We start from the raw sequence: 26,335 nt of genomic DNA, 5'->3' as shown, positions 1-26,335 counted from the left end.
TGGTGAGGTCCCAGTTGGCTAGGCGCATACGCAGATGGCGACGACCGCGACAGCAGCGGCGAGACCCGTCATGATCTCCAGGACGAACGGCGCGGCCTTGCGTTTTGTCTGGCCAGCCCACAAAAGAAAAAGCCCCAGCACAAACAAGGCTCCTGAGGTCCATAGCAAATCCGCCTTGACCTGGTTCGCTCCCTTTGCCAGGGCGGAATTCTCGTACGAGGCGTACGCGTAGGAGGTGGGATCGACACCACCAAGGCCCCAAACAGCGATACTGTGCGCGGCCACCGCGAACGCTGTAGCCATCGCGAAGCTCACCAACGCCGCGCAGCTACCAGCAAACGTCCGCGCTCTCCGAGACTCTTCCTGCGACCCTGTGTTTTCTTCCACGAAGAAGATCCTCGCATAACGTGCACCTGCCTGACTCGTCGCCATTCCTGACGGACTGTCCGTCTCTATGTCTACAGTGTGGTTATGGCTAAAACGCTCGGTCCTCAGGCGGTCATCGAGGGTTTCATATTGCGCGCCCGCAGGATCATGGCGCACTCGCTGATTCGGGATCATTGACCCGTCCCCGTTTTCCCGGACTGCCTTTCCGGGATCATGCCACGTTTTCTGCGGCGTGGGCAAGGGCTTCGTATTCCATCGGGGGCCGTTCGCCGAGGATGCTGCGCCGTCTTGCGGGGTTGGAGAAGGCTTCGATGTATTCGAAGCCTTCTTGAACGAGGTCACGGCGGGTTGTTCAGTCGCGCCGGCCGAGAAGTTCGAGCTGCGTGGTCCCGAAGAAGGACTCCGTCATGGCCTTGTCGAAGGCCTAGGCCACTTTGCCCACCGGTCCCAAAAGGCCCGCCGCGCGCAACCGGCGCCCGAAAATCGGGCTTGCGCATTGCGCGCACCGGTCGGAGTGGACGACCGTCCGCCGTGGTGAGCGGCCGCGCCGCACTGCGAAAATCGGAGAGTCCGAAGGGCGCCCCGGACGGGCTGGGGCACACTGTTGTCAGGCTCGCCGCCGCGGCCATTATCGGTCGGCCATGGGCCCTTGGCGGGGATGCGGCGCAGCGGAAAAGACCAGGTGATTCGTTTTTTTTCATGCCGCAGAACCACCACAGACCGTATGTTACTTATTTGTAACGTATCCTGTTTTACCTCGATCCGGACGAAACTTCCGATTAGCCTGGGCAGTGGAACAGGTGCAGTCGTAGCGTGAAGGCGTTTTCCAGTCTTGCCCGTTTTTCGCGGTGGGCTCGACGCCGATGACAGCACTGGACGCCGATGCCAACACTGGATAAACAAGGAGGTTTTCCGTGGCGGACGGGAAAATCGAGATGGACTACGACGGGTTTCGTTCTGCCGGGCACCATCTGCAGAGCTTGAGCGAGTCGGTGAGGTCGTCGTATCAGACTTTTCTGAGCGCGACGGAGGGGCGTGGCGAGCCGTGGGGGCACGACAAGTTCGGAAAGTCATTCGCGGAGGGCAAGGACAAGTACAAGGAGTCCATGGAGTCGCTGAAGAAACTCGCGGAAGGAGACGGGGGGGACGGTTACATCGAGGCGCTCGACGAGTTCGGAAAGAACATTTTGAACGCCGCCGACCAGATCGAGTCCAAGGACAACGACGAGGGGCGCAACATTCAGCAAGTGGACAAACAGACGGACGCGGCGACTCCGCGCTACACGCTTCAAGGGGCGGGGGCGGATTCGGGGGACGCGGGCGCGGATGGCGAGAGGATGAGGTTGCCGCATGCCGATTTCGGGCGTTTCGGGCGTATCGGTGTGGTGACGAGCGCGGCGGAAGACGGCGTGGAGCCGCCGGGCCAGGCGGACGGCGGTGTGGCATGACGATCCATATACCTGACGGCTTGAAGTGGGTGTTCGAGATGGCGGGCGGGGGCCAATGGCCCGAGGGGGACGAGGACGCTGTTCGCGAGGTGGCGAAGGGGCACGAGGCATATGCGAAAGCGTTGGAGGAGGACCTGCAGAAGTTCAACGATGCGATGAGCCTTGCGAAAGACTCCGTCGAGGGCAAAATCCACGACGCCCTCGCGGACTTGGAGCAGAAAGTCGCGGACCAGCTCAAGCAGGTCGCGGACGCGCATCACAACCAGGCGAAAGCGCTCAAGGACGCGGCCAACACCATCGAATACACCAAAGGCATGATGATCGCGGCCTTGGTGACGCTGGCCGCCGAGATCGCGACGGCCATCGCCATGATGCCGTTCACCTGCGGGGCCTCGGCCGCGGCGGAGGCGGCTGCGATCGCCGCCGCCAAGGTGCTGTTCAACACTCTGTCCCGCGAGATGATCCTCAAGCTCATGCGGGCGGCGACCATTGCCGCGGTCGTGGGCATCGAGGACGTCGCTTTGAAGACTGTGTCGTCCGTGGTCACACAAAAGGTCCAGGTCGACAAGGGCACCAGGGACAAGATCGACGGGGACCTCGTGCGGGACGCCGCGAAGACGTCGGGCATCGGCGCGGCGGCAGGGTTGCTCGGCGCCCCGCTGGGCGCTGTGGCGGGCGGCGCGGTCGAGAAGGGCCTGCAAGCAGCGGGCGGCGCAGCCGCCAAGGCGGCGGGCGTGGAGGTCGGCGAGACAACAGCCGGAAAGCTCGGAGAATTCGCGTCGAAGCAGCTCGGCGGAGCGGCCGACGCCGTGACCGGATCGGCCGTCACCGGCGGGATCACGTCGGCGGCGACCGGGCAGAAGTTCGACCCCGCGACCCTGGCGGGCGCCGCGGCGGGGAAAGCCGCGGGCAGTGTCGTCGGCAAAGGCGTGGAGAAGGGTTCGGCGGCGGCCACGAAGAGCATCCCCGAGTCGTCCGGGCTCAAGTCGGCAATAGAGCCTGCCACAGACCTCGGAAAGTCGATGGCCTCCGAGGTCGCGAAGACCGCTGCAGAGCAAGGCGCGATCGCGGGGATCAACCACACGCCTTTCGACACCGACAAACTCGCAGGCGCTCCGGTGAAAGGGGGGCTGGAATCCGCGAAGGGCGGGTTCGGGAAAGCGGAGAAGCTGCAGGCGGAGGCGTCGAAGGAGAAACCCGTCGCTGGGCCGCAACCACAAGGCACTGTGCCGCCGGGCACGCAAGGCCCCCAGCCGGAGGGCGCATTGCCCCACACCGCACGCACCCCCACCGAGAACCTCCAGGGCCCGAAGGAGAAACCCGTCGCTGGGCCGCAACCACAAGGCACTGTGCCGCCGGGCACGCAAGGCCCCCAGCCGGAGGGCGCATTGCCCCACACCACACGCACCCCCACCGAGAACCTCCAGAGTTCCGTCCCGCACGCCGACTCATCGAGCGCGGGCTCCGCGCACGCGCAGCCGCCTGCCCCCCACAGCGGCTCCGGAGGGGCGCAACAAGCGGGCCAGCAGGCCAGCCCGCCCGGTCAGGGCATCTCCAACACGCCCGCAGGGCACATGGGCGCCGATCTGCGCGGCTTCGGCTCGGGCGCGCCTGCCGCCGGAACACCACTCGCGGCGACATCGCCGCAGGGCGAGTCGCCGAGCGTGGAGCCGGCCAGCGGCGCGGTGAGTCCGCAAGCGGGCTCGGTGGGGGCTCCCCCGCAACGCGCCGCGTCGGCGCCCCCGATCCTTGAGAGACAGTTCGACCAAAACGTCCGACCGGTTCAGACTGCCGAACCGGTCGTCGGGGACTTGACTCCGGGCGAGCGCGATGAGCGCGACCACGTTTTGGCGATGTACGAGGCGCAGTCCGCCGCGGCGGACGACGATGTGTGGGAAGCGGGCCGCGATATGGGCTCCGACGCGATGGACCGCTCCGCAAGCGCCCGTTGAGACGAAACCAGAGTGAGCAGGTGAGGTATGACAACAGAAGAAGAGGCCGCTGCGGCGAAGGCCCGCGCCGAGAATCTCCTCGGGGCCACGGAGAACCAGTTCGCCGAAGCCGTGGCGCTGCGCAAGGATCTGATGCAGATCATCGGAAAAGGCCAGAGCCCCGACAAGCTCGCGCAAGCGCGGTGCGGCGCGGACGGCGTGCTCGTCACGTTTCGCTTCGACCGGGAGCGGGCGCCGAAGGTCGATTTGGCCCACCTTGAGAAAGCGGTCGTGCAGGCGGCGAAAGCAGCCACCCACGACGCGCGGAAGCAGGCTTTGGAAGCCATGGCCGATTTCCGCAAACACCTGGGGGAACTGCCCACCCCGGGGGAGATTCTCGCCGAGGTCCTGCCAGACGCGAACATTGAGTACGACAAGTTGCCGGTCTCGCCAATGCGCAGGGTGACCAAGGCGATGATGCACGAGCCTGAGTACGAAGAAGACGATGATCCCTCGTACGGGCGCCCGAACGGGTGGGGCGTTCAAAAGAAATGAACGGTCTTCCGCCATTGTGCGGACCTTCGCGCCTCACAGGACGCGAACAGCCCGTCCCCCTGCGCTGCAGAAGAGTTGACTGCGCCGTGCCTATCACAACCGGATAGTCATGGAGGAGTCAGAATAAAATTTCCACCGGATGACACAGGGCGGGATTTTTCATCGACGACCACACAGTGCCTATGTGCGCCAACTGGCGAAGTGGGCCAGTTGTTCGAAACCATAGATTTTGGCGGTGTTGCAAAGATGCGAACCCTTTCGGTCATTTCTCTGATCTGGGCGAATGCTCAGGCATGGCCATTGTGAAGGGGAATTCTGCCACGAGCGAGGTTGACAGGGAGCCGGTGACGGTCACGCCAGACTCGTCGGCGCGCAACAAGGGCACGATTTCGGCCTCTCCCACATGCGGCTGCAAACGGATTCGTTCCACTCGCCAGGCGAAGAGCTTATGCGCCTCCCCGCGGCCGTCCTGCAGTCCATCAGCCACTGCCGCGTCGTAGACCGACACCAAGAAAGCACCAAGCGACGACGAATGACAGCCCTCACGCGGAACGCGAGGAGCCACAACAAGACGAACGGCCCACCGCCTGGCGCCCACGCCAAAACCATGTTGACCCGGTCAACCAACTACCCGTGAACACCAGCAGCCGGAAGGCCCCGAAAATCTCCGCGCTCCCCTGCAATCGCTTATCGCAGGGCGCGAACTGCAGGGACACCGGGAGTTCGAGTCCCCTCAGCTCCACAACGGGATGCCCGTTGAGAGCACTTTCTCAACGGGCATTTTTATATCGAGGCCTCACATAGCGAGGCTCAGTATTGCCGATCAAGAACGACCGCCGTCGATATCGACACCTCGTTGCTGTCCGGACGGTCGCCTGGAAATGAGAGCGTCGTCAAAGCCGATGTCACGAGCCTGGGCTTCCCCGAACAATCCTTCGATCACGGCACGCCCGGTTTGTTTTCAGCCATCTCGCCAAACGCGACGAGCTGGTCGGCAGATACGGGTCATGGCTGCGCCCGCGAAGGCAACTGGAGTGGACCAGGCGTGTGCCAGCACGAGGAACCGGACGGTCGGGGTCGTTCAGCCAGTGCAGAAATGCGTGGCGGCGCGGCGCATCCCGCGCGCCCATTGTGCTCCCCATCCTCGCCGGGAGACCTCGGCGGCGAGCGCTGCTCGCACCTGGGCGCCGCACGCGGGTTTGGCCGCCGTTTTCTGGGCGAACTGGGCGTACGCCTGGATCAAACGGCTCGAGGCTTCGTTGATGCGCGCCCGCGCGCTGGAGAGATCGGTCGGGGCTTGGGGAGCCGAGCGCGGGTCGAACGACCACTCGGCGAACCGCGCGTACTCCTCGCCCTCTGCCGCCGCGATTTGGTCCTCGAACAAAGCCCGCACCCGGTCCTGGTCCAACCCGGCCGCCGAGCCTTGCTCCGCCGCGTCCTCTAGGACGTCATCCGCCCTGGCCTGATCGTGGATGGCTCCGCCAGAGAACCACTTGGACGCGGCCACATCGGAGGAGACGGCGAGACGGTCGGCGGCCGCCTGGACCACGAGCTCGGCAGCAACGCCGTTGGCCATCGCCGCAGGAACGGGACCGCACGCGAATGCGCCCGCCACGAGGAAAGCCGCCACTGTTTTCGATAAAGCGCCCATCGTCATACCGTAGCGCCTTCCCTGGCCCCTGTCGCAATATGATCTCTGCCGCACCATGCGCCGAACCACTCTGACTCACGCCTTCCAATGTGACGAGCTGTCGCGCCGAGGCTTCGTTGCGCAGGAACAGTCGCGCGCAAACGCAGTGCAAGCCGGATCCGAACACCGCCCACAGGGCACGGCCTTGGCCAGCCGGGGCGCTTGCATCCGCTTGATGCGCGCACGCACATCTTTGGTCACCGCCTGAAGCTGGTCGCTGTTCGCTTGGAGCGCCACGAGGAGGGCTTCACGTTCCACTGGGCCCATGCCAGGGAGCCTTTGGGCGCGTTCGATGAGCTCATGACGAGACCGCCGAATAGCGAGCGTGACATCAAAAACACGCCTGACCTCATCGAATGCGACATTGGGGCTTGCCATGGGCCTACCCTACTACTGTGTAGCTAATTCTGCCCGCCGAAAGAGAAAACATGCGCTCGTGAAAACGCAGCGCTGCTACAGTTGCCCCATGGCGCGGCGATCGGTCTCGATTCTCTTGTTCGACGGTTTTGAACTGCTCGACGTGTTCGGCCCGGCCGAGTTGCTCAGCGCCCTCCCGGATGATTTCGCCCTCTCGTTCCTGGGCCCGTCTCGTGCGCCGGTGGCGAGCGCGCAAGGGGTGAGCGTGAACCCCGACCGCACCTATGAACCCGCTGCCGCGAGCGATATCCTGCTGCTCCCCGGCGGCGCCGGGACGCGGCCGCTCGTGTCCGACGAAAAGTTTCTCGACATCTTGCGCGAGCATGCCTCGCGCGCCGGGATCGTCGCCTCGGTGTGCACCGGGTCGTTGGTGCTGGCGGCGGCCGGACTGCTCGACGGCTACCGCGCCACATCCAACAAATCCCTGTTCTCCTTTGTGTCGCAGCACGGCCAGAACGTGACGTGGGAGCCGCGCGCCCGCTGGGTCGAGGACCGAGACCGCTGGACGTCCTCGGGCGTGGCGGCGGGCATGGACATGACCATCGCCCTGATCCGGTCGCTCTGCGGCGACGCGGCGGCGAAGACCGCGGCCGATGACAGCGAAATCGAACCGCAGCTGGATCCGTCCCACGACCCTTTCGCGGACTTGTACGGGCTCTGATCACGCGCATGGCCTGCGGGCCGCGCGCTGGGCCCTGACCCGGAAGCTAGACTTCTGCCATGCGACGCCCCGTCCTCATCGCGCTCCTGAGCCTGTGCCTCGTGGTCTCGGGCTGCGGCAAACACGAACGCGGCAACGGCAGCCACAATGTCACCTACGAGATCACCGGGGTCGGGGTCAGCGGCAAAATCAAGATCAGCTATCTGTCGCACATGGGCCGCCCGAAGGCGGGGAAGAAAATCCCATCGCGGCGCAGTTCGGATTACGCCGCTGTGCCGTACACAAAAGAAGTCACCCTCGGGGACTTCTGGGACCACGCGAACATCCACGCGAACGATCCGGGGACCAACGACAACACAGCGTCGCTCACCTGCACGATCAAACACGACGGGGCGGTCATCGCGACGAAAACCGGCACGCGGTCTGTGACCTGCGAGGCCCCGAAAAGCGCCACCGCCGAGAGCAACTGACTCCGATGCCGTCCCGCGCCCGCGCCTTTTTTCTCGCCGCCGCCTGCCTCGTCGCCTCGGGGTGCGCGCCGCAACCGCCCACGAGCGAGCCCGACATCGTCTACGCGGTCACCGCGGCGGGTTCGAGCGAAGTGTGGGTGCGGTACCTCAAAGACATCGAACCTGGCGGCGGGGCAGGAAAGCGCAGAGGCGTCGAGGCGCAGGAGAACGCGCGGACGCCGTTCACCAGAACGGCCCGCCTCGGACAAGGCTGGACGCACGCCTGGATCGAGGCGACCACAGAACCGGTCGACCGGACTGTCAAGCTCCATTGCGCGCTCCAACACAACGGCACGACGGTCACCGAGGGCAACGGGCTGGGCTTTGTGTCCTGCGGCTCCCCGGCGGACGGGAACGCCGCGCCGCCCGCGTGACTAGTCTTTCTTTTTGTTGTTGCCCTCGTCCCCGATGGTGAGCGCGGCGATGAAGGCCTCCTGCGGGACCTCGACCCTGCCGATGGTCTTCATGCGCTTTTTGCCCTCTTTCTGCTTCTCCAAGAGCTTGCGCTTGCGAGTGATGTCGCCGCCATAGCATTTCGCGAGCACGTCTTTGCGGATCGCGCGGATATTCTCACGGGCGATGATCTTCGAGCCGACCGCGGCCTGGATCGGAACTTCGAACTGCTGGCGGGGAATGAGCTCGCGCAGCCGGGTGGTCATCTTGCCGCCGTAGGCCTGCGCCGCGTCCTTGTGCACGATCGCCGAGAAGGCGTCCACGGCCTCGCCCTGCAAGAGGATGTCCACCTTGACCAGTTCGGACTCCTGCTCGCCCGACGGCTCGTAGTCCAAGCTCGCGTAGCCTTTGGTGCGGGACTTCAGCTCGTCGAAAAAGTCGAAGATGATCTCGCCGAGGGGCATGTGGTAGACGATCTCCAGCCTGGTCTGGGAAAGGTAGTCCATGCTTTTCATCTGGCCGCGCCGCGAGGTGCACAGCTCCATGATGGGGCCGGTGAACTCGTTCGGCGCGATCACTGTGCAGCGCACCATCGGCTCGAAGACGGACCGGACCTTGCCGGTCGGCCATTCCGCGGGGTTGGTCACCACGACTTCGTCGCCGCTGTCGAGCAGCACCCGGTACACCACGGCGGGCGCGGTGGCGATGAGGTCGAGCCCGAACTCGCGCAGCAGGCGCTCCTTGGTGATGTCCATGTGCAGCAGTCCGAGGAAGCCGCAGCGGAAACCGAAGCCCAACGCCACGGAAGTCTCCGGCTCGAAGGTCAACGCCGCATCGTTGAGCTGCAACTTCTCGATGGCTTCGCGCAGGTTCGGGTAGTCCGAGCCGTCAATCGGGTACAGGCCCGAGAACACCATCGGCTTCGCCTCGCGATAGCCGGGCAGCGCCTGCGTGGCGCCGTGGCGCAACGAGGTCACGGTGTCGCCGACTTTGGACTGGCGCACGTCTTTCACACCGGTGATGAGGTAGCCGACCTCCCCGACCCCGAGGCCCGCGCAGGCCTTCGGCTCGGGGGAGACGATCCCGACCTCCAACAACTCGTGCTGGGCTTTGGTGGACATCATCTGGATGCGCTCGCGCGGGGTGATCTTCCCGTCGATCACACGGACGTAGGTGACCACGCCCCGGTAGGTGTCGAAGACCGAGTCGAAGATCATCGCCCTGGCGGGCGCGTCCGCGTCGCCTTTGGGCGGCGGGACGAGCCGCACCACCTCGTCGAGAAGCTCTTTGACGCCTTCGCCGGTTTTGCCGGACACGCGCAGGATGTCCGCGGGGTCGCAGCCGGTGATGTGCGCGATCTCCGAGGCGTGCGTCTCGGGGTCGGAGGCGGGCAGGTCGATTTTGCCGAGCACGGGAATAATGGTGAGGTCGCGCTCCATCGCGAGATACAGGTTGGCCAGCGTCTGCGCCTGGATGCCCTGGGTGGAGTCCACGAGCAGGATCGCGCCTTCGCACGCGGCGAGCGCGCGGGACACTTCATAGGTGAAGTCGACGTGGCCGGGGGTGTCGATGAGGTGCAGGACGTAGTCCGCGCCGTCGGTCTGCCACGGCAGTCGGACGTTCTGCGCTTTGATCGTGATGCCGCGCTCGCGTTCGATGTCCATCCGGTCGAGGTACTGGGCGCGCATCGAACGATCGTCCACAACGCCGGTGAGTTGCAGCATCCGATCGGCCAAGGTGGATTTGCCGTGGTCGATATGCGCGATCACGCAAAAGTTGCGGATGCGCTCAGGGTCGGTGAACGTGGTGTCGGCGAAGTTCGGAATCGCGGTGCTCCTTGGGCGCAACACCCTGGGGCCAGGGCGTCTGTGTCAATGCACCATCATCTCACGAGGACTCGTGCGGCTGCGAATCCTCATCCTCATCAGCAGTTCCGTGTCCGTCTTCGCCCTGTTCCGCCGGGGTGTCCACCAGCTCGGCCTCGTCAGCCGCAACCGGCTCGGCCTCGTCCACGAAGTCCGTCTCGTCCACGAAGTCCTCCTCCGCCTCAGCCGGGTGGGCGACGACGATCTCGCGGTACACCAAGGCGCCCACATACGCGCCGATCAGCGGGAAGAGCACCAGCACCGGCAACGCGCGGAAAGCCGACGCGTACCCGTTGAACACAACGGCGGGCACGCTCGCCGCAGGGTAGATCGCGTTCCCCAACCAGAATGTCGCGCCGACGACCCCGCCGATCCACGCGGCGGCCTGGGAGCCTTGGCCGAATGCGCTCCGCGCAGCGAGCACGACCGCGACGAGCAGCACCGACAGCAAAAGCAGCAACGGCCAATGCGCGGGGAACCACGGGACCTGCCCGCCGACCGCCCCGACAAGCGTGTCCACGCTGGCGCGCAACGCGCCTCGGGCGGCGTCGTCCAACGGCGGTCGCAACGCCCACACCAGCGCGAACGCGGCGAAGCCCGCAGCGAACTGCACGAAAACGTACACCCAGGCCAGCTCGGCGCGAATTCGGCCGAGCAAGCCCAGAGCCGCCGTGACGACCGGGGTGAAATGCCCGCCGGAAACCGGGCCGAAGAGGAAGAACAACACGGCCGCGGTGAGGCCGACGAGCACGGGGGCCGTCGGGCCGCTGGCGGTGGCGATCACGAGGGCGAGGAAGAACGCCCCGAGGAATTCGGCCAGAATCCGACGGACTATCCCGCCGTCTGCGAGTTCGGGCCCCTCGTCGTCGAACTCCTCAACTTCCTCAAGCTCCGGGACGAGGGCCTCGTGCGCTTCGATCTCATGGTCCGTCACACATCCACCCTACCGGGCTGGGCGCGCAGATCCGCAGACGGGGACGGCGCGCGCCGTCCCCGGGCGCTCACGGCGAAAGCAGGCCCTTGGCGATGTGCGTCACTTGGATCTCGTTGCTGCCCGCGTAGATCATGAGCGATTTCGCGTCCCTGGCGAGCTGCTCGACCCGGTATTCGCGCATATAGCCGTTGCCGCCGAAGAGCTGCACCGCCTCCATCGCGACCTCCGTCGCGGCCTGCGAGGAGTACAGCTTCATCGCGGAGGCTTCCGCGAGCGTCGGCTGCTTGCCCGCGCGGGAAAGCTCGATCGCCCGGAACACCATGTTCTCAACGTTGAGCCTGGCGACTTCCATTTGCGCCAGCTTGAGCTGGATGAGCTGGAATGCGCCGATCTCCTGCCCCCACAGCGTGCGGGTTTTGGCGTAGTCGGCGCACAACCGCAGGCATTCCTCAATGATGCCGAGCGAGAGGGCGGCGACGCCGACCCGTTCCACGACGAAGTTCGAGCGGGCGCTGTCCCTGCCGTCGCCGGAGGAATGGTCCTCGCTCTCGCCGAGCAGACGGTCCGGGGCGAGGCGGACGTCGGTGAAAAAGAGCTCCCCTGTCGGGGAGGAGTTCATGCCCATCTTCTGGAAGGGCTTCTCCTGCACCAGGCCGGCCATGCCCTTGTCGAGCACGAAGGCGAGCACCTTGCGGTCGCGGCGGCTGAGCGCCGACCCGTCGTCGAGTTTGGCGTAGACCACGATCACGTCGGCGTCCGGGCCGTTCGTGATGAAGGTTTTCTGCCCGTTGAGAATGTAGTCCTCGCCGTCCCGGCGCACTGTGGTCTTCATCCCGCCGAAGGCGTCCGAGCCGGAATCGGGCTCGGTGATCGCCCAAGCGGCGATCTTCTCAGCGGTGACCAGCCCCGGCAGCCAGCGCTTTTTCTGCGCCAATGTCCCTTTGGCCATAATGGTCCCGGCGCCGAGGCCAAGGCTCACCCCGAACGACACGACCAGGCCGAGGCTCACCCCGGCGAGCTCTTTGTTGAGCATGAACATCAGGCTCGCCTGATCGCCCGACCCGAGGCCGCCCAGCGCGCCGCTGTCGCTTTTCTCCGGCTTCTCGCCCTTCGCCCTGGCGGCCTCGTGCGCCTCCTCGCGGGCGAGCGCTTTCTCCAGCCGCTCGGTCGCCATGGCGGCGATGCCGAACTGTTCGAACAGCTTGCGGATAATCGGGTACGGCTTGATCTCGCCGGATTCGAGCTGGTCGCGGACCGGCTTGATCTCTTTGTCGATGAACTCCCGCAGCGCCCCCCGGACCAGGAGGTCCATCTCAGACCATTCGAACATCGCCGCCCCCTACGCCAGCTGCTTCGCGACCAACTCCACAGACCACGGGCCGTCGGTCTCATAGGAGTTCACTTCGTGCCAGCCGCCGAGCTCGGCGATGTAGCCGCCGCCGACCCGGAACACCTTGCCGGTGATGGTGCAGTCCGCCGTGGCCAAGTACGCGACGAGCGGGGAGATGTTCGCCGGGGAGAAGCCGTCGAACTCGCCCTCTTCGACCTCTTCGGCGAAGATCGCGCCCATGCCGGGGGTCGCGAGGGTGAGCCGGGTGCGCGCCATCGGCGCGATGGCGTTCGCCCGCACGCCGTAGCGCTCCAGCTCGCTCGCGGCGACCTGGGTGAGCGCCGCAATGGCCGCTTTGGCGGCTCCGTAGTTGCCTTGGCCGTCATTGGGGACCGTGAGGCCGGAGTCCGACGCGGTGTTGATGACCGAGGCGTTGGGCTGACGGCCCGCCTTGCTCTCCTCTTTCCAATACGCCGAGGCGTGGCGCAGGACGTTGAAGTGCCCCTTGAGGTGCACGGCGACGACTGCGTCCCATTGGGCTTCGGTCATCCCCGCGATGAAGCCGTCGCGCAGGATGCCCGCGTTGTTGACGACCACGTCGAGCCGTCCGAAGTCGCGGACCGCCTGGTCGACGAGGTCTTTCGCGCCGTCCCAGTCCGCGATGTTGTTCGTGTTGGCCGAAGCCTCCCCGCCGAGGGCGAGGATCTCTTGGACGACTTCGGCGGCGGGGCCGGCGTCGGCCCCGGTGCCGTCGTTCGCGCCGCCGAGGTCGTTGACCACGACTTTGGCGCCTTCCTTGGCGAACAAGAGCGCGTGCTCGCGGCCGATGCCGCGACCGGCTCCGGTGACGACCGCGACACGTCCGTCCAGTGCTCCCATGTTTTTACTCCGTTTCCGTCAGTGATTTCCGACAATGCGGTCGGCGATTTCGACAAGGCCGTCTTTGATGACCACGTCGTCGCCGACTTTGGTCTCGTAGACGTACTGCGTGGAGCCGCCCGAAGCCGCTGAGCGCCACAGCGTGGTCTCGATGTCCTGCCCTGGCAGCACCGGTTTCGCGAACCGGACCGCGAGGCGTGCGAGCCGCTCGGTTCTCCCGTCGGCCAGCGACGTCAGCGCCGCCCACGAGGTGAACGCGAGCACGCACAGGCCGTGGGCGATGACTCCCGGCAGCCCAGCGTCGAGGGCGACCTCTTCGTCGAGGTGGATGGGCATCGGGTCGCCCGAAGCCTCGCTGTAGCGATAGGTCTGATCCGTGTCCACATGCGCGACGACCCGCGCGACGGGCGCCTGCGCGCGCAACTCCTCAGGGAATTTGTGTTCCGGGGAGAGCGCGCCCGCCGCCTCGGGGTTGGTGAATTTGCGGATGAAGAAGGTCAAATACTGTTCGTTGACCAGCTCCCCGCTCTGCAACCGGGTCTCGATGAGGGCGGCGCCGCGGCTGCCGTTCTCCAACCCGTCGAACCCGATCATCTTCGAACGCGAGACGAGCACGTCGCCGGGGTAGATCGGCCGGTGGAACCGGAAGTCCTGCTCGCCGTGCAGGACAAGGCCGAACAGCTCCAACGGGACGACCGCGAACACCGGCTCCATCATGTTCTCGAAGACCGGGACGATGGCGAAGACCGGCGGCGCGATCTCGCCCGCGCGGTGCGCGGGGATAGGGTCGTTGGTCGCCTCGGCGTACGCGACGATCGCCTCCCTGGTCACCTCGTATGTGGATTCTTCCGACCATCGGTCCAGGCCTTCGACGTCGAACCGGAGTTCCTGCGCCTGTGTCATGGGCAGTCTCCGCTCAGGCGTTCAAGAGCTCGGTCAACGACTGGACGGACTTCTCCAGGTCCTTGACGGCCGCCTTCTCGATGGCTTTCGCGAGCGGGCCTTTGATGATGTTGCCGCTGAACTCGCTGCCGATGGAGATCTTGGTGCCGTCGCCGTCGGGGGTCAGGTGGATGCTGGTCGTGGTCGTGACCCCGGCCATGCCGGAGCCCGAGCTGACCCACGTCTTGTTCTCTTCGAACTGCTCGACGGTCCATGTGATGACGTTGGCCATGCCCATCATCGTGATGACCTCGGAGTACTGCGTGCCCTTCTCCAGCTTGGCGGGGATGTCGCCCTTCCATTTGGTGTGGATGGACATCCACTTGCCGTAGTCCTCCAGGTTGGTGATGGCCGACCAGACTTTCTCAGGAGGGAAGGGGACGTTTGCGGTTGCTTCGACGTGGCCCATGGTTGGGTGCTCCTTTTTCTCGTGTTTCTTTCGGGGTGTCAGGATGCGCGCGCGGCGCTGCCCGCAGGCTCAGCGGGGCCCGGTGGCCCGCTGGTACGCGGTGACGACCGCGGCGCCGCCGAGGCCGATGTTGTGCTGCAGGGCGGCGGCCACGCCCGAGACTTGGCGCTTGTCGGCTTCGCCGCGCAACTGCCAGGTCAGCTCGGCGCATTGGGCGAGGCCGGTGGCTCCGAGCGGGTGGCCCTTGGAGATGAGCCCGCCGGAGGGGTTGACGACCCATTTCCCCCCGTACGTGGTCTCGCCCGAGTCCACCAGCTTGCCGCCTTCGCCCTCGGGGCACAGGCCGAGCGCCTCGTAGGTCAGGAGTTCGTTGGTGGAGAAGCAGTCGTGCAGCTCGATGACTTGGAAATCCTCCGGCCCGAGGCCGGACTGCTCATAGACTTCGCGCGCGGCCTGCCTGGACATGTCGAAGCCGACGATGTTCTTCGCGGTGCCGTCGAAGGTCGACTGGAAGTCCGTGGTCATGGCCTGGCCGACGATTTCGACCGCCCGGTCCGCGAGGCCGTGCTGGTCCACGAAGTCCTCGCTGGCGAGGATCGCGGCGGCCGAGCCGTCGGAGGTCGGCGAGCATTGCAATTTGGTGAGCGGGTCGTAAATCATGCGCGCGGCGAGGATGTCGTCGAGGGTGTGCTCGTCGCGGAACTGCGAGTTGGGGTTGTTCACCGAGTGGCGGTGGTTCTTCTCGCCGATCTTCGCGAAGTGTTCGGCGGTGGTGCCGTACAGCTTCATATGCTCACGGCCCGCCGCGCCGAACATCCACGGCGCGGGCGGGAAAAGCACTTCGGAGATTTCGGCGAGGGCCATGATGTGGCGCTCCATCGGCTGCTCGCGGTCGTCGTAGGTGGCTCCGAGCGAGCCGGGCTGCATCTTTTCGAATCCGAGCGCGAGCACACAGTCGTTCAGGCCGCCTCGGATCTGCTGCGCCGCGAGGCAGAGCGCCGTCGAGCCGGTCGAGCAGTTGTTGTTGACGTTGACCACCGGGACGCCTGTCATGCCGAGCTCGTAGACGGCGCGTTGGCCGGACGTGGACTCGCCGTAGACGTATCCGACACTGGCGGCCTCGACGTCGGCGTAGGGGATTCCCGCGTCGGCGAGCGCGTTGGCGCCGGATTCACGCGCCATGTCCGGGTAGTCCCAGTCCTCGCGCCGCCCCGGCTTCTCGAACTTCGTCATCCCAACACCGATGACAAAAACCCTTTTGCCTTTGCGCGCCGCCATGCCCTGCTGCCTTTCGCTCCTCATTGAACGAAACATCGTTATTACCATGTTTGGATGAAGCGTATCACAGGATCAGCCGACTGCAATGAAGGCATGTTCGCTACAGCACAGCAGTCATGGCGCTCTCGGCGGCGAGCAGCGGGGTCACGCCGCGACGAGTGCCGCCAGCGGTCCGAACACCTCATAACGCACGTCCGCCTCGGACAGCCCCTTGGCCGTCAGCGCGCTGACGGCATACCCGAGAAACGGCGTGGGACCGCACACATAGGCGACCGCGTCCGGCGCGACGTCCACAGCGTCGAAGTCCATCAGCCCGGACAGCGCGCCCCGCCTGGACCCGTCCAGGCTCTGATACCAGGTCCACAGCCGGCCATTGGGCAGTTGCCCGACCAAATCGGCCAGCTCCGCCCGGTACGCGTGGGTGGACAACGCCCGGTCCGCGTGCAACACGGTCGTCGAGCGCTCCGAGCGCTCGGCGGCCAAAGCGTGGAGCATGCCCATGATCGGCGTGCAGCCGATGCCCGCCGACACGAGGACCAACGGGCGGTCGGAACGGTCGAGGACCAGCTCCCCCGCCGGGATGGACACCCGCACCAGGTCCCCCTCGAAAACGTTCTCATAAATATGGTTGGACACTTCCCCGTCCGGGGCGCCCGCTTCGCCGCGCACCCGTTTGACGCCAAGACGCCAGCTGCCCTCGGACGTGCCTCCGGCGAGGCTGTACTGACGGATCTGCCGCGCGCCGTCAGGCAGCGCCACCTGCACAGAAACGTACTGCCCGGGCAAAAACGCGGGCAGTCCCGCGCCAGAGGGGTCGACAAGCTCCAGACTGACCACGTCCGCCGACTCCAGCGCCCGCGCGGCCACCCGCGCCTCGCGCCACACCTCGCCGGGGGCGACGCGGGCGGCGTCGTACAACCCCCGCTCCCGCGCGATCAGCTCGCCCGCCATCAGCCAATACAGCTCGGTCCACGCCGAAGCGACCTCCGGGGTGACCGCTTCGCCGAGCACCTGGGCGATAGCGGCGAACAAATGCTCGTGCACCACCGAGTACAGCTCGGCCGTCACGCCGAGGGAGGCGTGCTTGTGCGCGATCCGGTCCAACACTGCCCCGTACCGGTCCTCGTCGCCCGCCAGGGCCAAGCCCGCGAACGCGACGATAGAACCCGCCAGCGCCTTCGGCTGGTCCCCTTGCGCCTGGTTGCCCCGGTTGAACAAGTCTCGGAGCAATTCGGGGTGCGCGGCGAACAATCTGTCGTAGAACAGCGGCGCGATCTCGTCGAGCGCCGCGCCGACGGCCGGCGCGGTGGCGCGAAGGACAGACTTCGCCTGATCGGACAGGGACATCAGATTCCTTTCTTCGGGCCTGTGGCGAGCACAAGCTCGCGCAGGATCGGTTCCGTCGGAGTGCGGATCATCTCCGCGACCGTCCAGCCGTCGAGGACGTGGAAAAAAGCCTCCTGCGCCTGGCGCAACGCCCCCCGGAGCCGACAGCCCTCGCGCAACGGGCACGGGTTCGCCCCCTCGCACTCCACGACCTCGCCGTCCCCCTCCAGCCGCCGGGCGATCCAGCCGATCGAGCGGCTGGAGGCGGACTCGGCGAGCCGCAGCCCCCCAGCACGGCCCCTGGCGGACTCCACGACCCCCAGTCCCGCCAACCGCGCGACAACCTTTGCGGCGTGCGTGTACGGCACGCGCATCTGCTCCGCGACATGCGCGGTGGACAGTTGGCGCCCCGACGGCGCCGCCGCAAGCAGCATCGTGACGCGAAGGCCGAGATCCGTGAACTTGGTGAGTTGCACCGTCGCATCATCTCAAATATGCATTTCAGATGCAAGTTAAAAGACGCAGATCGCAGCATCTATGCGAGTTTCGGGAACACCGGGGCCCGTGGGCTTTCGCCGGTCACACTCCGGTCTGCGGGATCTCCGCAAGGGCGGCGGCTCCATCGTCGATGCGCGTCTGTCCGCCGCAGGGGGCCTAGGACAGGCGGGTGATCTCGGTGTGCACGTCGAGGTCGGTGGCGAGCCCGCCCGTGTAGATGCCCTTGATGGGCGGCACGTCGTCGTAGTCGCGGCCATGGCCCACCGCGACGTGGCGCTCGTTGATCGGCGCGCCGACCAACGGGTCGAACCCCTGCCAGGCGCCGAACCACGCTTCGACCCACGCCGAGGCGCGACCCTCCACAGGTTCGCCGACCTTCGCTTTCTTGGTGTCCGGGTACAGGAATCCCGTCACATACCGGGCGGGGACGCCGAGACCGCGCAGCAGCACGAGCGAGACGTGGGCCAAATCCTGGGCCGTGCCCTTGCTGGCGTTGACCGCGTCCACCGCCGTCACCCGCGCGGTCGTGGTCTGCGGGACGAATTCGAATTCGTCCCGCACCCACTCCACGACGGCGCCCACCGTCTGCGCCGGGGAAAGGTCTTGTTTGCGGATGCGCCGCGCCACGCCCAACAACGGGCGGTGGTTCGGGGCGAAATCCGTGTAGCCGAGGTATTCGTAGTATCTGTCGGTCACGCGGGGCGAGCCCAGCTCGTCCCAGGAAAGCGGCTTCTCGATCTTGTCGTCGGCGCCGGTCTCCACGACCGAAGCGCCGACGATCTCCAGCTCCGAATGCGGGGCGTGCAGGTCGAAGGCGGTGACGAAGGTGCCCCAGTAGTCCGAATACCGGTAATACCGGCCGGCCGGTTCGGTGGTGACACGTCCGTTGATGACGTTCTGCCGGGCGTCGTTGCGGGGGCTGATGCGCACTTCGTTGAACGAGGCGCGCACCGGCGAGTCGTAGGCGTATCCGATGGTGTGCGTGATGCGCAGCCGCCAGCTCATGCGACTTCCTCCCCTCCCGCGCGCCCAATTGCGCGCACATCGCTCCACAGCATGTAAGGCTCCACCGTGAAATATCGGTCGGCGACAGCCTCGCCGGTCTCCAAGCAGGCCGATTGCACGCTGGACAACCGCGCGTAAAGGTCGTCGACCAAGTCGGAAGCCCGCGTGTACTCCAGCGCGCTGCGCGCGCTGCCGATGATCCTGCGCGCCTCGTTGCGCGAGCCGACCCTGGAGTACAAGTCTCCTCGGTCCAGTTCGGCGAGGCATTCCTCCACCCGGTGCAGCGAGTAGAAGACCGAGCGGGGGAAGAGGCGGTCGAGGACGAGGAACTCGACGACCGAGGTGGAGTTGAGCAAACCCCGGTACGTGCGCAAGTAGGTGTCGTGGGCTCCTGCCGCGCGCAGCACCGAAACCCAGGACGCGTCCGAGCGGTCGCCCGAGCCGACCAGCAACAGGCGAATGCCCATGTCGATCCGCTCAAGATGCTTGCCGAGCAGGAGGAACAAGTAGCCGTCGTCGCGGGAGAGGGTCGAGTCCACCAGGCCGGAGAACAACGCCGCCCGGTTCTCCACGTACGAGAAAAACTCGTGCGGGCCGAGCTTGCGGGCGAGCTTCTCGCTGTCCGCGATGCCGTTGAAGGTGGTGTTCAGGCTCTCCCACATCTCTGTGGAGGTGACCTCGCGCGCCCCTCGGGCGTTCTCGCGCGCCCGGTAGAGCGAATCCGCGATGGAGTTGCCGTTCTCCCGGTCGAACGCGACGAGGTCGGTCATCGACCAGACGTGGAGCTCTTCGCCCTCCGGCGGGGTGATGCCCAGGATCCGCAGCAGGCCGCGGGCCTGCTGGTCCGAGTCCACCGTCGCGTCTTCGAGGAGCTGGTGCACCCCGACGTCCAGAATGCGCGCGGTGTCGTCGGCCCGCTCGACGTACCGTCCGATCCAAAACAACGACTCAGCATTGCGGGCCAACATCACAAGACACCACCGCTCTCAGCACAACGCCCAACCATCGGCGCGCTCGACACATCGCCGACCGGATCCACAAACAACGACGCAGCATTGCGGGCTGACATCACGAGGCCACCTCCGTCTTCGCCTGGGAGCGGTTGCCCAGCACCCATGTGTCCTTGCTGCCGCCGCCTTGGCTGGAGTTCACCACCAGCGAGCCCTCTTTGAGGGCCACTCGGGTGAGGCCTCCGGGCAGCACCCACACGTTCTCGCCGTCGTTGACCGCGAACGGGCGCAGGTCCACGTGGCGTGGGGCGACTTTGTCGCCGATTTTGGTCGGGACCGTGGACAGCTGCATCACCGGCTGGGCGACCCAGTCCCGGGGGTTGGCGCGGATTTTGCGGGACATGGCGGCGAGCTCTTTCTCCGACGCGTCCGGCCCGAAGACGATGCCGTAGCCGCCCGAGCCCTCCACAGGTTTGAGCACGAGCTCGTTGATCCGGTCCAAGGTCTGCTCCAGCTCGTGCGGTATCCAGCAACGGTAGGTGTCCACGTTCGCGAGCAGGGGCTTCTCGCCGAGGTAGTACTCGATCATCGACGGCACGTAGGTGTAGACCAGCTTGTCGTCCCCGACCCCGTTGCCGACCGCGGAGGAGATGACGACGTTCCCGGCCCGCGCCGCGTTCACGATGCCCGCGACGCCGAGCAGGGACTCGGGTTTGAACTGCAACGGGTCGAGATACTCGTCGTCGATGCGCCGGTAAATGACGTCGACCTGGACTTCGCCTTCGGTGGTGCGCATGTAGACGATGTTGTCCCGGCAGAAAAGATCGCGGCCTTCGACCAGCTCGACGCCCATTTGCCGGGCGAGCAGGGAGTGCTCGAAGTGCGCGGAGTTCGCGACGCCGGGGGTGAGCACCACCACGGTCGGGTCGTCCTCGTTGGTGGCCGCGGCGGCCCGCAGGGCGCGCAGCAAATGCGCGGGGTAGTCGTCCACCGGGCGGACGCGGTGCGTGCCGAAGAGGTCGGGGAAGACCCGTGTCATGGTGCGCCGGTTCTCCATCACATAGCTCACGCCGGACGGGTTGCGCAGGTTGTCCTCCAGCACCCGGAACGTTCCTTGGCCGTCGCGGATGATGTCGATGCCCGCGACGTGGATGCGCACGCCGTTCGGCGGCCGGATGCCCGAGGCTTGGCGGTGGAAGTGCTGGCAGGAGAAGATCAGCGAGCGCGGGATGACGCCGTCGCGCAGGATTTCCTGGTCTCCGTACACATCGTCGAGGAACGCCTCCAAGGCGCGGACCCGCTGGGTGATCCCCTTCTCCAGCTTGGCCCATTCCGCCGCTGCGATGACGCGGGGCACGAGGTCGAGCGGGAAGGGCCGCTCTTGCCCCGAGAGCGAGAAGGTGATGCCTTGGTTGATGAAGGCCCTGCCGAGCGCTTCCGCGCGGGCGTTGAGGTCGTCGGAGTCCAATGGCTCCAACGCCTGGAAAACGCCCCGATACGGGGCTCTGGCGGAGCCGTCCTGCTCGAACATCTCGTCGAAGTTCTTCTCGAACCCCGGCGACTCGGTGTAATCCTCGAAGGCGCCGTCCAACTGGGCTCCGCCGCCCTGCGTTTGGGACTGGCGCTGACCGCCCTTGGACTGCGATTGCGACTGGCTGCTCTTGGCCGATTTCTCCGGCTTTGTTTTGTCAGTGCCTGGCTTCACTTCGTTGTCCTTGCCTTTGCCGGATTTCCCGCGCCCGCCGAACGCGAAGCCTCGCTCTGCGACTGAGAAAACCCGGCCGCGCTGCCGACCGGTCTTGATCTCGCGTGTTCGGAGTCGTCATGCTCGATGACGGCTGTGTCGATTATGACATAGCGGGCCCGCAGAGGGCAGAACGCGCCTGCGCTTGTTGATTTCTTCGCGCGGACGGGCCCCCGAACGGATCGATTGGCCCCATGCGCGGGTCGCGTGCTAAGCTGTCTCGTCGCGAAAGTCTGACTCCTCCCCGGTGGGGCCGGATTTTTCGCCAGAAGCTCACCGGCGCTTGAGACGCTTGAGGGGCAACTCACCCGGAAACAACAGAAGGACCACGGCTTCGAGCCGCTGAAAACGAGGACGACACCGACGTGGCGAACATCAAATCGCAAATCAAGCGCATCAAGACCAACGAGGCTGCACGCCAGCGCAACCAGGCGGTCCGCTCCGCCTTGCGCACCGCCATCCGCAAGGTCCGCACCAGCGCGGCAGCGGGCGAGAAAGAGCAGGCCGCCCAGCTCCTCGTGGCCGCCAATCGCAACCTTGACAAGGCTGTGAGCAAGGGCGTGATCCACAAGAACAACGCCGCCAACCGCAAAAGCGCCCTCACGAAGCTGGTCAACAAGATCGACGCGTAGTTCCGCCATGCCCATGCGGCTCGACGAGTTTGCGCCCGCATGAAAACTCTCGCCGCTGTGCTGCGCCACGAGCGCGAACCGCAACCCTACGCCGTTTCCAAGCCGCTTGCGCTCGAAGAGGTGGACCTCGCCGAGCCAGGCCCGCACGAGCTGCTGGTGCGCATTGAGGCCGCCGGGGTCTGCCACTCCGATCTTTCCGTCATCAACGGCCACCGGCCCCGTCCTTTGCCGATGGCCCTCGGGCACGAGGCGGCTGGTGTCGTCGCCGCCGTCGGGCCGGACGTGCGGGACGTGCGCGAGGGCGACCATGTGGTGCTCGTCTTCATGCCCAGCTGCGGCCGGTGCCCCGCGTGCGCGCGGCGACAGCCCACCCTGTGCGCGGCGGCGGCCAAAGCCAACAGCGCGGGCTCTTTGCTTTCCGGCGGACGCAGAATCACCGACGCGATCGGCGGCTCCCTGCACCACCACCTCGGGGTGTCCGGATTCGCCCAACACGCTGTTGTGGACCGGTCTTCCGCCGTCGTCGTCGACCGCGACCTGCCCATGGACATCGCCGCGCTCTTCGGTTGCGCGATGCTCACCGGCTTCGGGGCTGTGCGCAACACCGCCGCCGTCGCGCCGGGAGAAAGCGTGGCGGTCATCGGGCTCGGCGGCGTCGGTTTGGCCGCAGTGCTCGGAGCAAAAGCCGCGCAGGCAGCACCTGTCATCGCGATCGACCCAGTCCCGGCGAAACGGGAGCTCGCTCTGCAGCTGGGCGCGACCCACGCCGCGGCCCCGCAGGACGCGGCTGCCGTGGTCGCGGACGCCACGGGCGGCCTGGGCGTCCGGTGGGCGTTCGAAGCGGCAGGCAAGGCCGCCGTCATGCGGCAAGCATTCGAACTGGCGGGCAGGGGAGGCGCCGCCGTGTTCATCGGGCTGCCGCCCTCGACCGAAGAACTCGCCTTGCCCGCCGTCTCCTTCGTCGGCGAGTCCAAATCCGCCATCGGCTCGTATATGGGTTCGGCGGACCCGCAACAGGACGTCCCCGCCCTCATCGGGCTCTGGCGGGACGGCGCCCTGCCCGTGGAGAAGCTCAAGAGCCACACCCTCGCCTTGGCGGACCTGAACGAGGCGATGGACCGCCTCGCCGACGGGAGCGCCGTGCGGCAAGTGATACTCCCTCACGGGAGGGGCGCATGAGCGACGCGCCCGCCTTCACGACCCGCTGGCCGGTGCCCACCCGCTGGGCGGACAACGACCACTACGGGCATGTGAACAACGTTGCCTACTACTCGTATTTCGACACAGCGGTGAACGCCTGGCTGATGAGCGAGACCGGCATGGACACTCGCGAGTTGCAGGCCATCGGCGTGGTCGCGGAAACCTCGTGCCGCTACCTGCGCCAGCTCAGCTTCCCCGACCAGCTCGAAGTGGGCATCGCCTGCGAGCGCCTCGGGGAGCGCAGCGTCGTGTACCGGCTCGCTGTTTTCACAGCTGGCGACGACGAGCCCGCCGCGCTCGGACGGTTCGCGCACGTCTACGTCGACGCTGTGACCCGCACGCCGGTCCCGGTGCCCGAGCCGGTCCGGCAAGCGGTGCGGCGGCTCGGCTCCTAACCGGAGCGCGCCAATCCCGCGATCTGCCGCACGGCGGACTCCACCGCGAAATCAATGTCCGCCGCCGCGCCTTTCACGTCCGCGTTCAGTTCGGCCACTAAGCGCAGGGCACGGTCCACGCGGCGCAGCGCCGATTGCTCGTCGTTGCCGCCGGAGCTCCAAATCCGCCAATGGCCTTGGGTTTTCTTGGCCCGCCACGGCGGCATCCCGAGGCTCGACGCGAGCGCCTCCGGGCTCGCGCGGCCAGCCGCCGCGACCCTGGCCAACGACAGGGCCGACTCGGCCAGCGCGTCCGCGATGAGCACCGGCGCCACGCCGCTGGTGAGCGCCCAGCGCGCCGCCGCGAGCGCGCCGGCTGTTTCCCCGCCGAGCGCGAGATCGGCGATGTCGAAACCGCTCACCTCCGCTTTCCCTTGGAAATACTGGCGCACCGCTTCAACGTTCACCACTCCCCCGGTGTCCGAAGCGAGCTGCGAGCACGCGCGGGCGAGTTCGCGCAGATCGGACCCGACCGACTCCAACAGGGCTTGCGCAGCGGCAGGCGGGACGCGCACCCCGTGCTCGCGGAATTCCGCGCGGACGAAGTCCAGCCGGTCCCCCGCCCTGGTCAGCTTCGCGCAAGCGTGCGTCTGCGCTCCCAGTTCGCGCAACGAGTTCACCAAAGGCCGGTTGCGCGCCGCCCCGGAATGGCAGACCACCACAGTGACTGATTCGTCTTGTTCTCGGGCCAGGTCGAGGATGCGCGCGCACGGGTCTGCCCCTGCTTGCTGCGCTTCTTCGAGAACGAGCACCCGTTGCTCGGCGAACAACGACGCGCTTGTCAGCTCGGCGAGCAGATCCGCTGTCGCGTCGCCTGCGCGCAGCCGCGAAATCACCGGAGCCGCCACCCCGCCGCCGACAAAGCCGTCGTGCGCGCGGGCTTCGCGAAGCACCGAGGCGACTGCCCGTTCGACAAGGAGCGGCTCGTCGCCGAGCACAAGGTGCAGGCCCTTGGTCACCCTTGCTGGGCGGCCGAGGCGCTCTGAGTCGGAACAGATCCGCCTGCCGCGGCCTCCTGCTGCGCGGGCGTGGCGTCCTGCGCCGGCAGCGCGGACGGGCCGGACTGCATCGCCTGGGCTGTTCGCTCGACGGTTTCCCGCGCGGCGGTCGCGGAGGGCGCCGACTGTTTCTCAGCGGCTTCTTTGGCGCAGGACACTGCTTTGTTGTGCTCGTCCAGCAGCATGCGGCGCAGCACTTTGCCGGTCTCGTTGCGGGGCAGCTTGTCGACGAACACGACCTCTTTGGGCACTTTGTACCGGGCGAGGTGGGCTTTGACGTGCGCCTGCACGCCCTCGGCGTCCAGGCCCGAGCCCTCAGCCTTGGCCACATACGCCTTCAGCCGCTTGCCGAACTCGTCGTCGTCCACGCCGATGACACAGACTTCGAAAACCTCGGGGTGCTCAGTCAGCAGGTGCTCAACCTCCTGGGGGAAGACGTTCTCGCCGCCGGAGACGATCATGTCGTCGTCACGGCCGTCGACGTAGAGCAAGCCGAGGTCGTCGAAGTGGCCGACGTCGCCGCTGGACATGAGGCCGTCGATGATCTCTTTGTTGCGCCCGTCCGTGTACCCGTTGAAGGAGAGCATGCTGCGCACGAAAATGCGGCCCTCCTTGAAGGGCTCGGTGATGCGCTTGCCGTGCTCGTCCAGGAGCGCCAGCTTGACGCCGACCGGAGGCCGTCCGGCTGTGCCGGGGGCCGCGCGCATCTCCCACGGCTGCGCGACCGTCGCGACGGCGACTTCGGTCGACCCGTACAGGTTGTACAGGGTGTCGCCGAAATGGTCCATGATCCGGGTGGAGAGGTCCGGGGACAGGGCCGAGCCCGCCGCGAAAACGACCTGGATGCTGCTCACATCGTACTTGTCCAGCGTCTCCTTGGGCAGGTCGATAATCCGTTGGAGCATCGTCGGCACCACAACGAGGACTTGCGCCTTGTGCCGCTCGATGAGCTGCAAGGTCTGCTCGGGGTTGAAGCGGCGCTGCAGGATCACGGTGTGGCGCAGCACGAGCGCGAGGATGAATTGCGAGAGGCCGGTGCCGTGGAACAGCGGAGCGGTCGCGAGGAAGCGCTGCCCCCCGCGCAACGGCACCCGGTGCAAGAACTGGGCCGAGCCGATCGGGTTGACCTTGCCCCGAGGCGCCCCCTTCGGGGTGCCGGTGGTGCCGCTGGTGAGCAAGGTGAACCCGCCAAGGCACTCCGGCTTGGGCAGGTTCTCCCGGCTGTGGCCCGCGCTGACCGACTCCGCCGTCGGCAGCCCCGCCGTCGCGGCCGGGTCCTCGCCGCCCTCCCAGACCAATGTGCGGAGCACTTCCGGGGGAAGCCGGTGGATGATGCCGGCGAACTCGCTGTCGAACGCGATGGCTTTGGCGCCTTCGCGCGCCATGACGTCGATCAGTTGCGGCGCGGCGAAACCTGTGTTGAGCAGCAAGACTTTCACACCGATCTTGCCCGCGGCGACCATCGTGAGCACCAAGCCCCGGTGGTTGCGCGAGATCGAGCCGATGCTGTCGCCCGCCTTGAGGCCCTGCGCGGCCCAACCGCGCGCCAAGGCGTTCGCCTGCTCGTTCACTTCCTTCCAAGTCAGCGATCCGTGCTCGTCGATCAAAGCGGTTTTGTCCGGCGTGAAGGCGGCGTTCGCCACCACCGCGGCGGCGACGGGGCCGACCGTGTCAATGCCCTTCACCAGGCGCAACGCGTAATCCGGACGTGGTACGGGGAGCAGGGGTATCATCCCCGCGCGAACTCCGACTGCGGCTGCGACAGCCACGTCCTTCGCCAAGTCGATCAGAGAACGAACTTTGGAAGTCGCGCTCACCTGCACCAATCCCTTCTTCATCCGGGCTTTCCGGCCGAGGACACAACAGAAATGACTGTAACAACGCCATGCTGTGGCCGCTTGCTGTGCGTGCAACCACAAC

General features: G+C 66.4%; 26 protein-coding genes. 9 read left to right on the top strand and 17 right to left on the bottom strand.

The genetic code is table 11. The annotated features are described in order from the left end of the window. Nucleotides 1-18: 18 nt before the first annotated feature. Nucleotides 19-561 carry a hypothetical protein gene (locus tag SROT_RS02475; protein ID WP_148223311.1) on the bottom strand — a complete coding sequence of 181 codons (543 nt, stop codon included), beginning with the start codon at nucleotides 559-561 and terminating at the stop codon, nucleotides 19-21. A gap of 740 nt (nucleotides 562-1,301) precedes the next feature. Between SROT_RS02475 and SROT_RS02470 the strand changes: the two genes are divergently transcribed. The 3 genes from SROT_RS02470 to SROT_RS02460 are packed head-to-tail and all read left to right on the top strand — an operon-like array spanning nucleotide 1,302 to nucleotide 4,321. Further along, nucleotides 1,302-1,835, top strand: a complete 534-nt coding sequence (locus SROT_RS02470; RefSeq protein ID WP_013137436.1) for a hypothetical protein — start codon at nucleotides 1,302-1,304, stop codon at nucleotides 1,833-1,835. Continuing rightward, on the top strand, nucleotides 1,832-3,787 hold the full coding sequence (locus SROT_RS02465; protein ID WP_013137435.1) for a WXG100-like domain-containing protein: 1,956 nt from the start codon (nucleotides 1,832-1,834) through the stop codon (nucleotides 3,785-3,787). Before SROT_RS02470 ends, SROT_RS02465 begins: the two co-directional genes overlap by 4 nt. A gap of 27 nt (nucleotides 3,788-3,814) precedes the next feature. Next, a complete protein-coding gene (locus tag SROT_RS02460; RefSeq protein WP_013137434.1) occupies nucleotides 3,815-4,321 on the top strand; it encodes a YbaB/EbfC family nucleoid-associated protein in 507 nt (168 codons plus the stop codon). 262 nt (nucleotides 4,322-4,583) lie between these two features. On the opposite strand, the gene SROT_RS02455 is transcribed toward SROT_RS02460, so the two are convergent. Both SROT_RS02455 and aroQ read right to left on the bottom strand, forming a co-directional pair. After that, nucleotides 4,584-4,808, bottom strand: a complete 225-nt coding sequence (locus SROT_RS02455) for a hypothetical protein (RefSeq protein ID WP_148223310.1) — start codon at nucleotides 4,806-4,808, stop codon at nucleotides 4,584-4,586. 594 nt (nucleotides 4,809-5,402) lie between these two features. After that, nucleotides 5,403-5,972 (bottom strand): gamma subclass chorismate mutase AroQ, encoded by a 570-nt coding sequence (gene aroQ, locus SROT_RS02450; protein ID WP_187288055.1) that lies wholly within the window; start codon nucleotides 5,970-5,972, stop codon nucleotides 5,403-5,405. Between the two features lie 505 nt (nucleotides 5,973-6,477). Here aroQ and SROT_RS02445 point away from each other — a divergent pair. Genes SROT_RS02445 through SROT_RS02435 form a run of 3 tightly spaced genes read left to right on the top strand, consistent with a single transcriptional unit; the run spans nucleotide 6,478 to nucleotide 7,972 of the window. Beyond that, nucleotides 6,478-7,089 carry a DJ-1/PfpI family protein gene (locus tag SROT_RS02445; RefSeq protein WP_041407578.1) on the top strand — a complete coding sequence of 204 codons (612 nt, stop codon included), beginning with the start codon at nucleotides 6,478-6,480 and terminating at the stop codon, nucleotides 7,087-7,089. A gap of 59 nt (nucleotides 7,090-7,148) precedes the next feature. Beyond that, nucleotides 7,149-7,559, top strand: coding sequence for a hypothetical protein (locus tag SROT_RS02440; protein ID WP_013137430.1), 411 nt, complete (start codon nucleotides 7,149-7,151; stop codon nucleotides 7,557-7,559). Between the two features lie 5 nt (nucleotides 7,560-7,564). Next, nucleotides 7,565-7,972 (top strand): hypothetical protein, encoded by a 408-nt coding sequence (locus tag SROT_RS02435; RefSeq protein WP_013137429.1) that lies wholly within the window; start codon nucleotides 7,565-7,567, stop codon nucleotides 7,970-7,972. Here the strand turns inward: SROT_RS02435 and lepA are convergent, their stop codons facing one another. The 12 genes from lepA to SROT_RS02375 all read right to left on the bottom strand — a co-directional run bounded on the left by lepA (nucleotide 7,973) and on the right by SROT_RS02375 (nucleotide 20,938). After that, on the bottom strand, nucleotides 7,973-9,841 hold the full coding sequence (lepA, locus tag SROT_RS02430; RefSeq protein ID WP_013137428.1) for a translation elongation factor 4: 1,869 nt from the start codon (nucleotides 9,839-9,841) through the stop codon (nucleotides 7,973-7,975). Nucleotides 9,842-9,878: 37 nt separating this feature from the next. Then, nucleotides 9,879-10,790 carry an aquaporin gene (locus SROT_RS02425; RefSeq protein ID WP_013137427.1) on the bottom strand — a complete coding sequence of 304 codons (912 nt, stop codon included), beginning with the start codon at nucleotides 10,788-10,790 and terminating at the stop codon, nucleotides 9,879-9,881. A 67-nt stretch (nucleotides 10,791-10,857) separates the two neighbouring features. Next, nucleotides 10,858-12,120, bottom strand: coding sequence for an acyl-CoA dehydrogenase family protein (locus SROT_RS02420; RefSeq protein ID WP_013137426.1), 1,263 nt, complete (start codon nucleotides 12,118-12,120; stop codon nucleotides 10,858-10,860). Nucleotides 12,121-12,129: 9 nt separating this feature from the next. Beyond that, complete coding sequence (locus SROT_RS02415; RefSeq protein WP_013137425.1) at nucleotides 12,130-12,999, bottom strand: SDR family oxidoreductase; 870 nt, start codon at nucleotides 12,997-12,999, stop codon at nucleotides 12,130-12,132. 18 nt (nucleotides 13,000-13,017) lie between these two features. Further along, nucleotides 13,018-13,902 (bottom strand): MaoC/PaaZ C-terminal domain-containing protein, encoded by an 885-nt coding sequence (locus tag SROT_RS02410; RefSeq protein WP_013137424.1) that lies wholly within the window; start codon nucleotides 13,900-13,902, stop codon nucleotides 13,018-13,020. 13 nt (nucleotides 13,903-13,915) lie between these two features. Then, entirely contained in the window at nucleotides 13,916-14,350 is a 435-nt protein-coding gene (locus SROT_RS02405) for a type II toxin-antitoxin system Rv0910 family toxin (protein ID WP_013137423.1), read from the bottom strand. 69 nt (nucleotides 14,351-14,419) lie between these two features. Next, nucleotides 14,420-15,628, bottom strand: coding sequence for a lipid-transfer protein (locus SROT_RS02400; protein ID WP_013137422.1), 1,209 nt, complete (start codon nucleotides 15,626-15,628; stop codon nucleotides 14,420-14,422). Between the two features lie 144 nt (nucleotides 15,629-15,772). After that, nucleotides 15,773-16,975, bottom strand: coding sequence for a globin domain-containing protein (locus tag SROT_RS02395; protein ID WP_013137421.1), 1,203 nt, complete (start codon nucleotides 16,973-16,975; stop codon nucleotides 15,773-15,775). Next, a complete protein-coding gene (locus SROT_RS02390; protein WP_013137420.1) occupies nucleotides 16,975-17,430 on the bottom strand; it encodes an RrF2 family transcriptional regulator in 456 nt (151 codons plus the stop codon). The genes SROT_RS02395 and SROT_RS02390 overlap by 1 nt, the downstream gene beginning before the upstream one ends. 178 nt (nucleotides 17,431-17,608) lie before the next feature. Then, nucleotides 17,609-18,457, bottom strand: a complete 849-nt coding sequence (locus SROT_RS02385) for a transglutaminase family protein (RefSeq protein WP_013137419.1) — start codon at nucleotides 18,455-18,457, stop codon at nucleotides 17,609-17,611. Continuing rightward, nucleotides 18,454-19,425, bottom strand: coding sequence for an alpha-E domain-containing protein (locus SROT_RS02380; RefSeq protein WP_013137418.1), 972 nt, complete (start codon nucleotides 19,423-19,425; stop codon nucleotides 18,454-18,456). Before SROT_RS02380 ends, SROT_RS02385 begins: the two co-directional genes overlap by 4 nt. Before the next feature lie 100 nt (nucleotides 19,426-19,525). Then, a complete protein-coding gene (locus SROT_RS02375; protein WP_148223504.1) occupies nucleotides 19,526-20,938 on the bottom strand; it encodes a circularly permuted type 2 ATP-grasp protein in 1,413 nt (470 codons plus the stop codon). A 578-nt stretch (nucleotides 20,939-21,516) separates the two neighbouring features. On the opposite strand from SROT_RS02375, the gene rpsT reads away from it, so the two are divergent. The 3 genes from rpsT to SROT_RS02360 are packed head-to-tail and all read left to right on the top strand — an operon-like array spanning nucleotide 21,517 to nucleotide 23,378. Further along, on the top strand, nucleotides 21,517-21,783 hold the full coding sequence (rpsT, locus tag SROT_RS02370) for a 30S ribosomal protein S20 (protein ID WP_013137416.1): 267 nt from the start codon (nucleotides 21,517-21,519) through the stop codon (nucleotides 21,781-21,783). A 39-nt stretch (nucleotides 21,784-21,822) separates the two neighbouring features. Beyond that, nucleotides 21,823-22,962 (top strand): zinc-binding dehydrogenase, encoded by a 1,140-nt coding sequence (locus tag SROT_RS02365; protein WP_013137415.1) that lies wholly within the window; start codon nucleotides 21,823-21,825, stop codon nucleotides 22,960-22,962. Beyond that, complete coding sequence (locus tag SROT_RS02360) at nucleotides 22,959-23,378, top strand: acyl-CoA thioesterase (RefSeq protein WP_013137414.1); 420 nt, start codon at nucleotides 22,959-22,961, stop codon at nucleotides 23,376-23,378. The genes SROT_RS02365 and SROT_RS02360 overlap by 4 nt, the downstream gene beginning before the upstream one ends. Here the strand turns inward: SROT_RS02360 and holA are convergent. Both holA and SROT_RS02350 read right to left on the bottom strand, forming a co-directional pair. Then, nucleotides 23,375-24,376 (bottom strand): DNA polymerase III subunit delta, encoded by a 1,002-nt coding sequence (holA, locus tag SROT_RS02355; protein ID WP_013137413.1) that lies wholly within the window; start codon nucleotides 24,374-24,376, stop codon nucleotides 23,375-23,377. The two genes, SROT_RS02360 and holA, sit on opposite strands and share 4 nt — an antisense overlap. Beyond that, on the bottom strand, nucleotides 24,373-26,232 hold the full coding sequence (locus SROT_RS02350) for an AMP-binding protein (protein ID WP_245535341.1): 1,860 nt from the start codon (nucleotides 26,230-26,232) through the stop codon (nucleotides 24,373-24,375). Before SROT_RS02350 ends, holA begins: the two co-directional genes overlap by 4 nt. Nucleotides 26,233-26,335: the final 103 nt, after the last annotated feature.

It is taken from the genome of Segniliparus rotundus DSM 44985, from assembly GCF_000092825.1.
GTDB classification, from domain to species: domain Bacteria; phylum Actinomycetota; class Actinomycetes; order Mycobacteriales; family Mycobacteriaceae; genus Segniliparus; species Segniliparus rotundus.
Note: the sequence above shows the minus strand (reverse complement) of the source record. Positions and strands in the feature narration are given on the sequence as shown.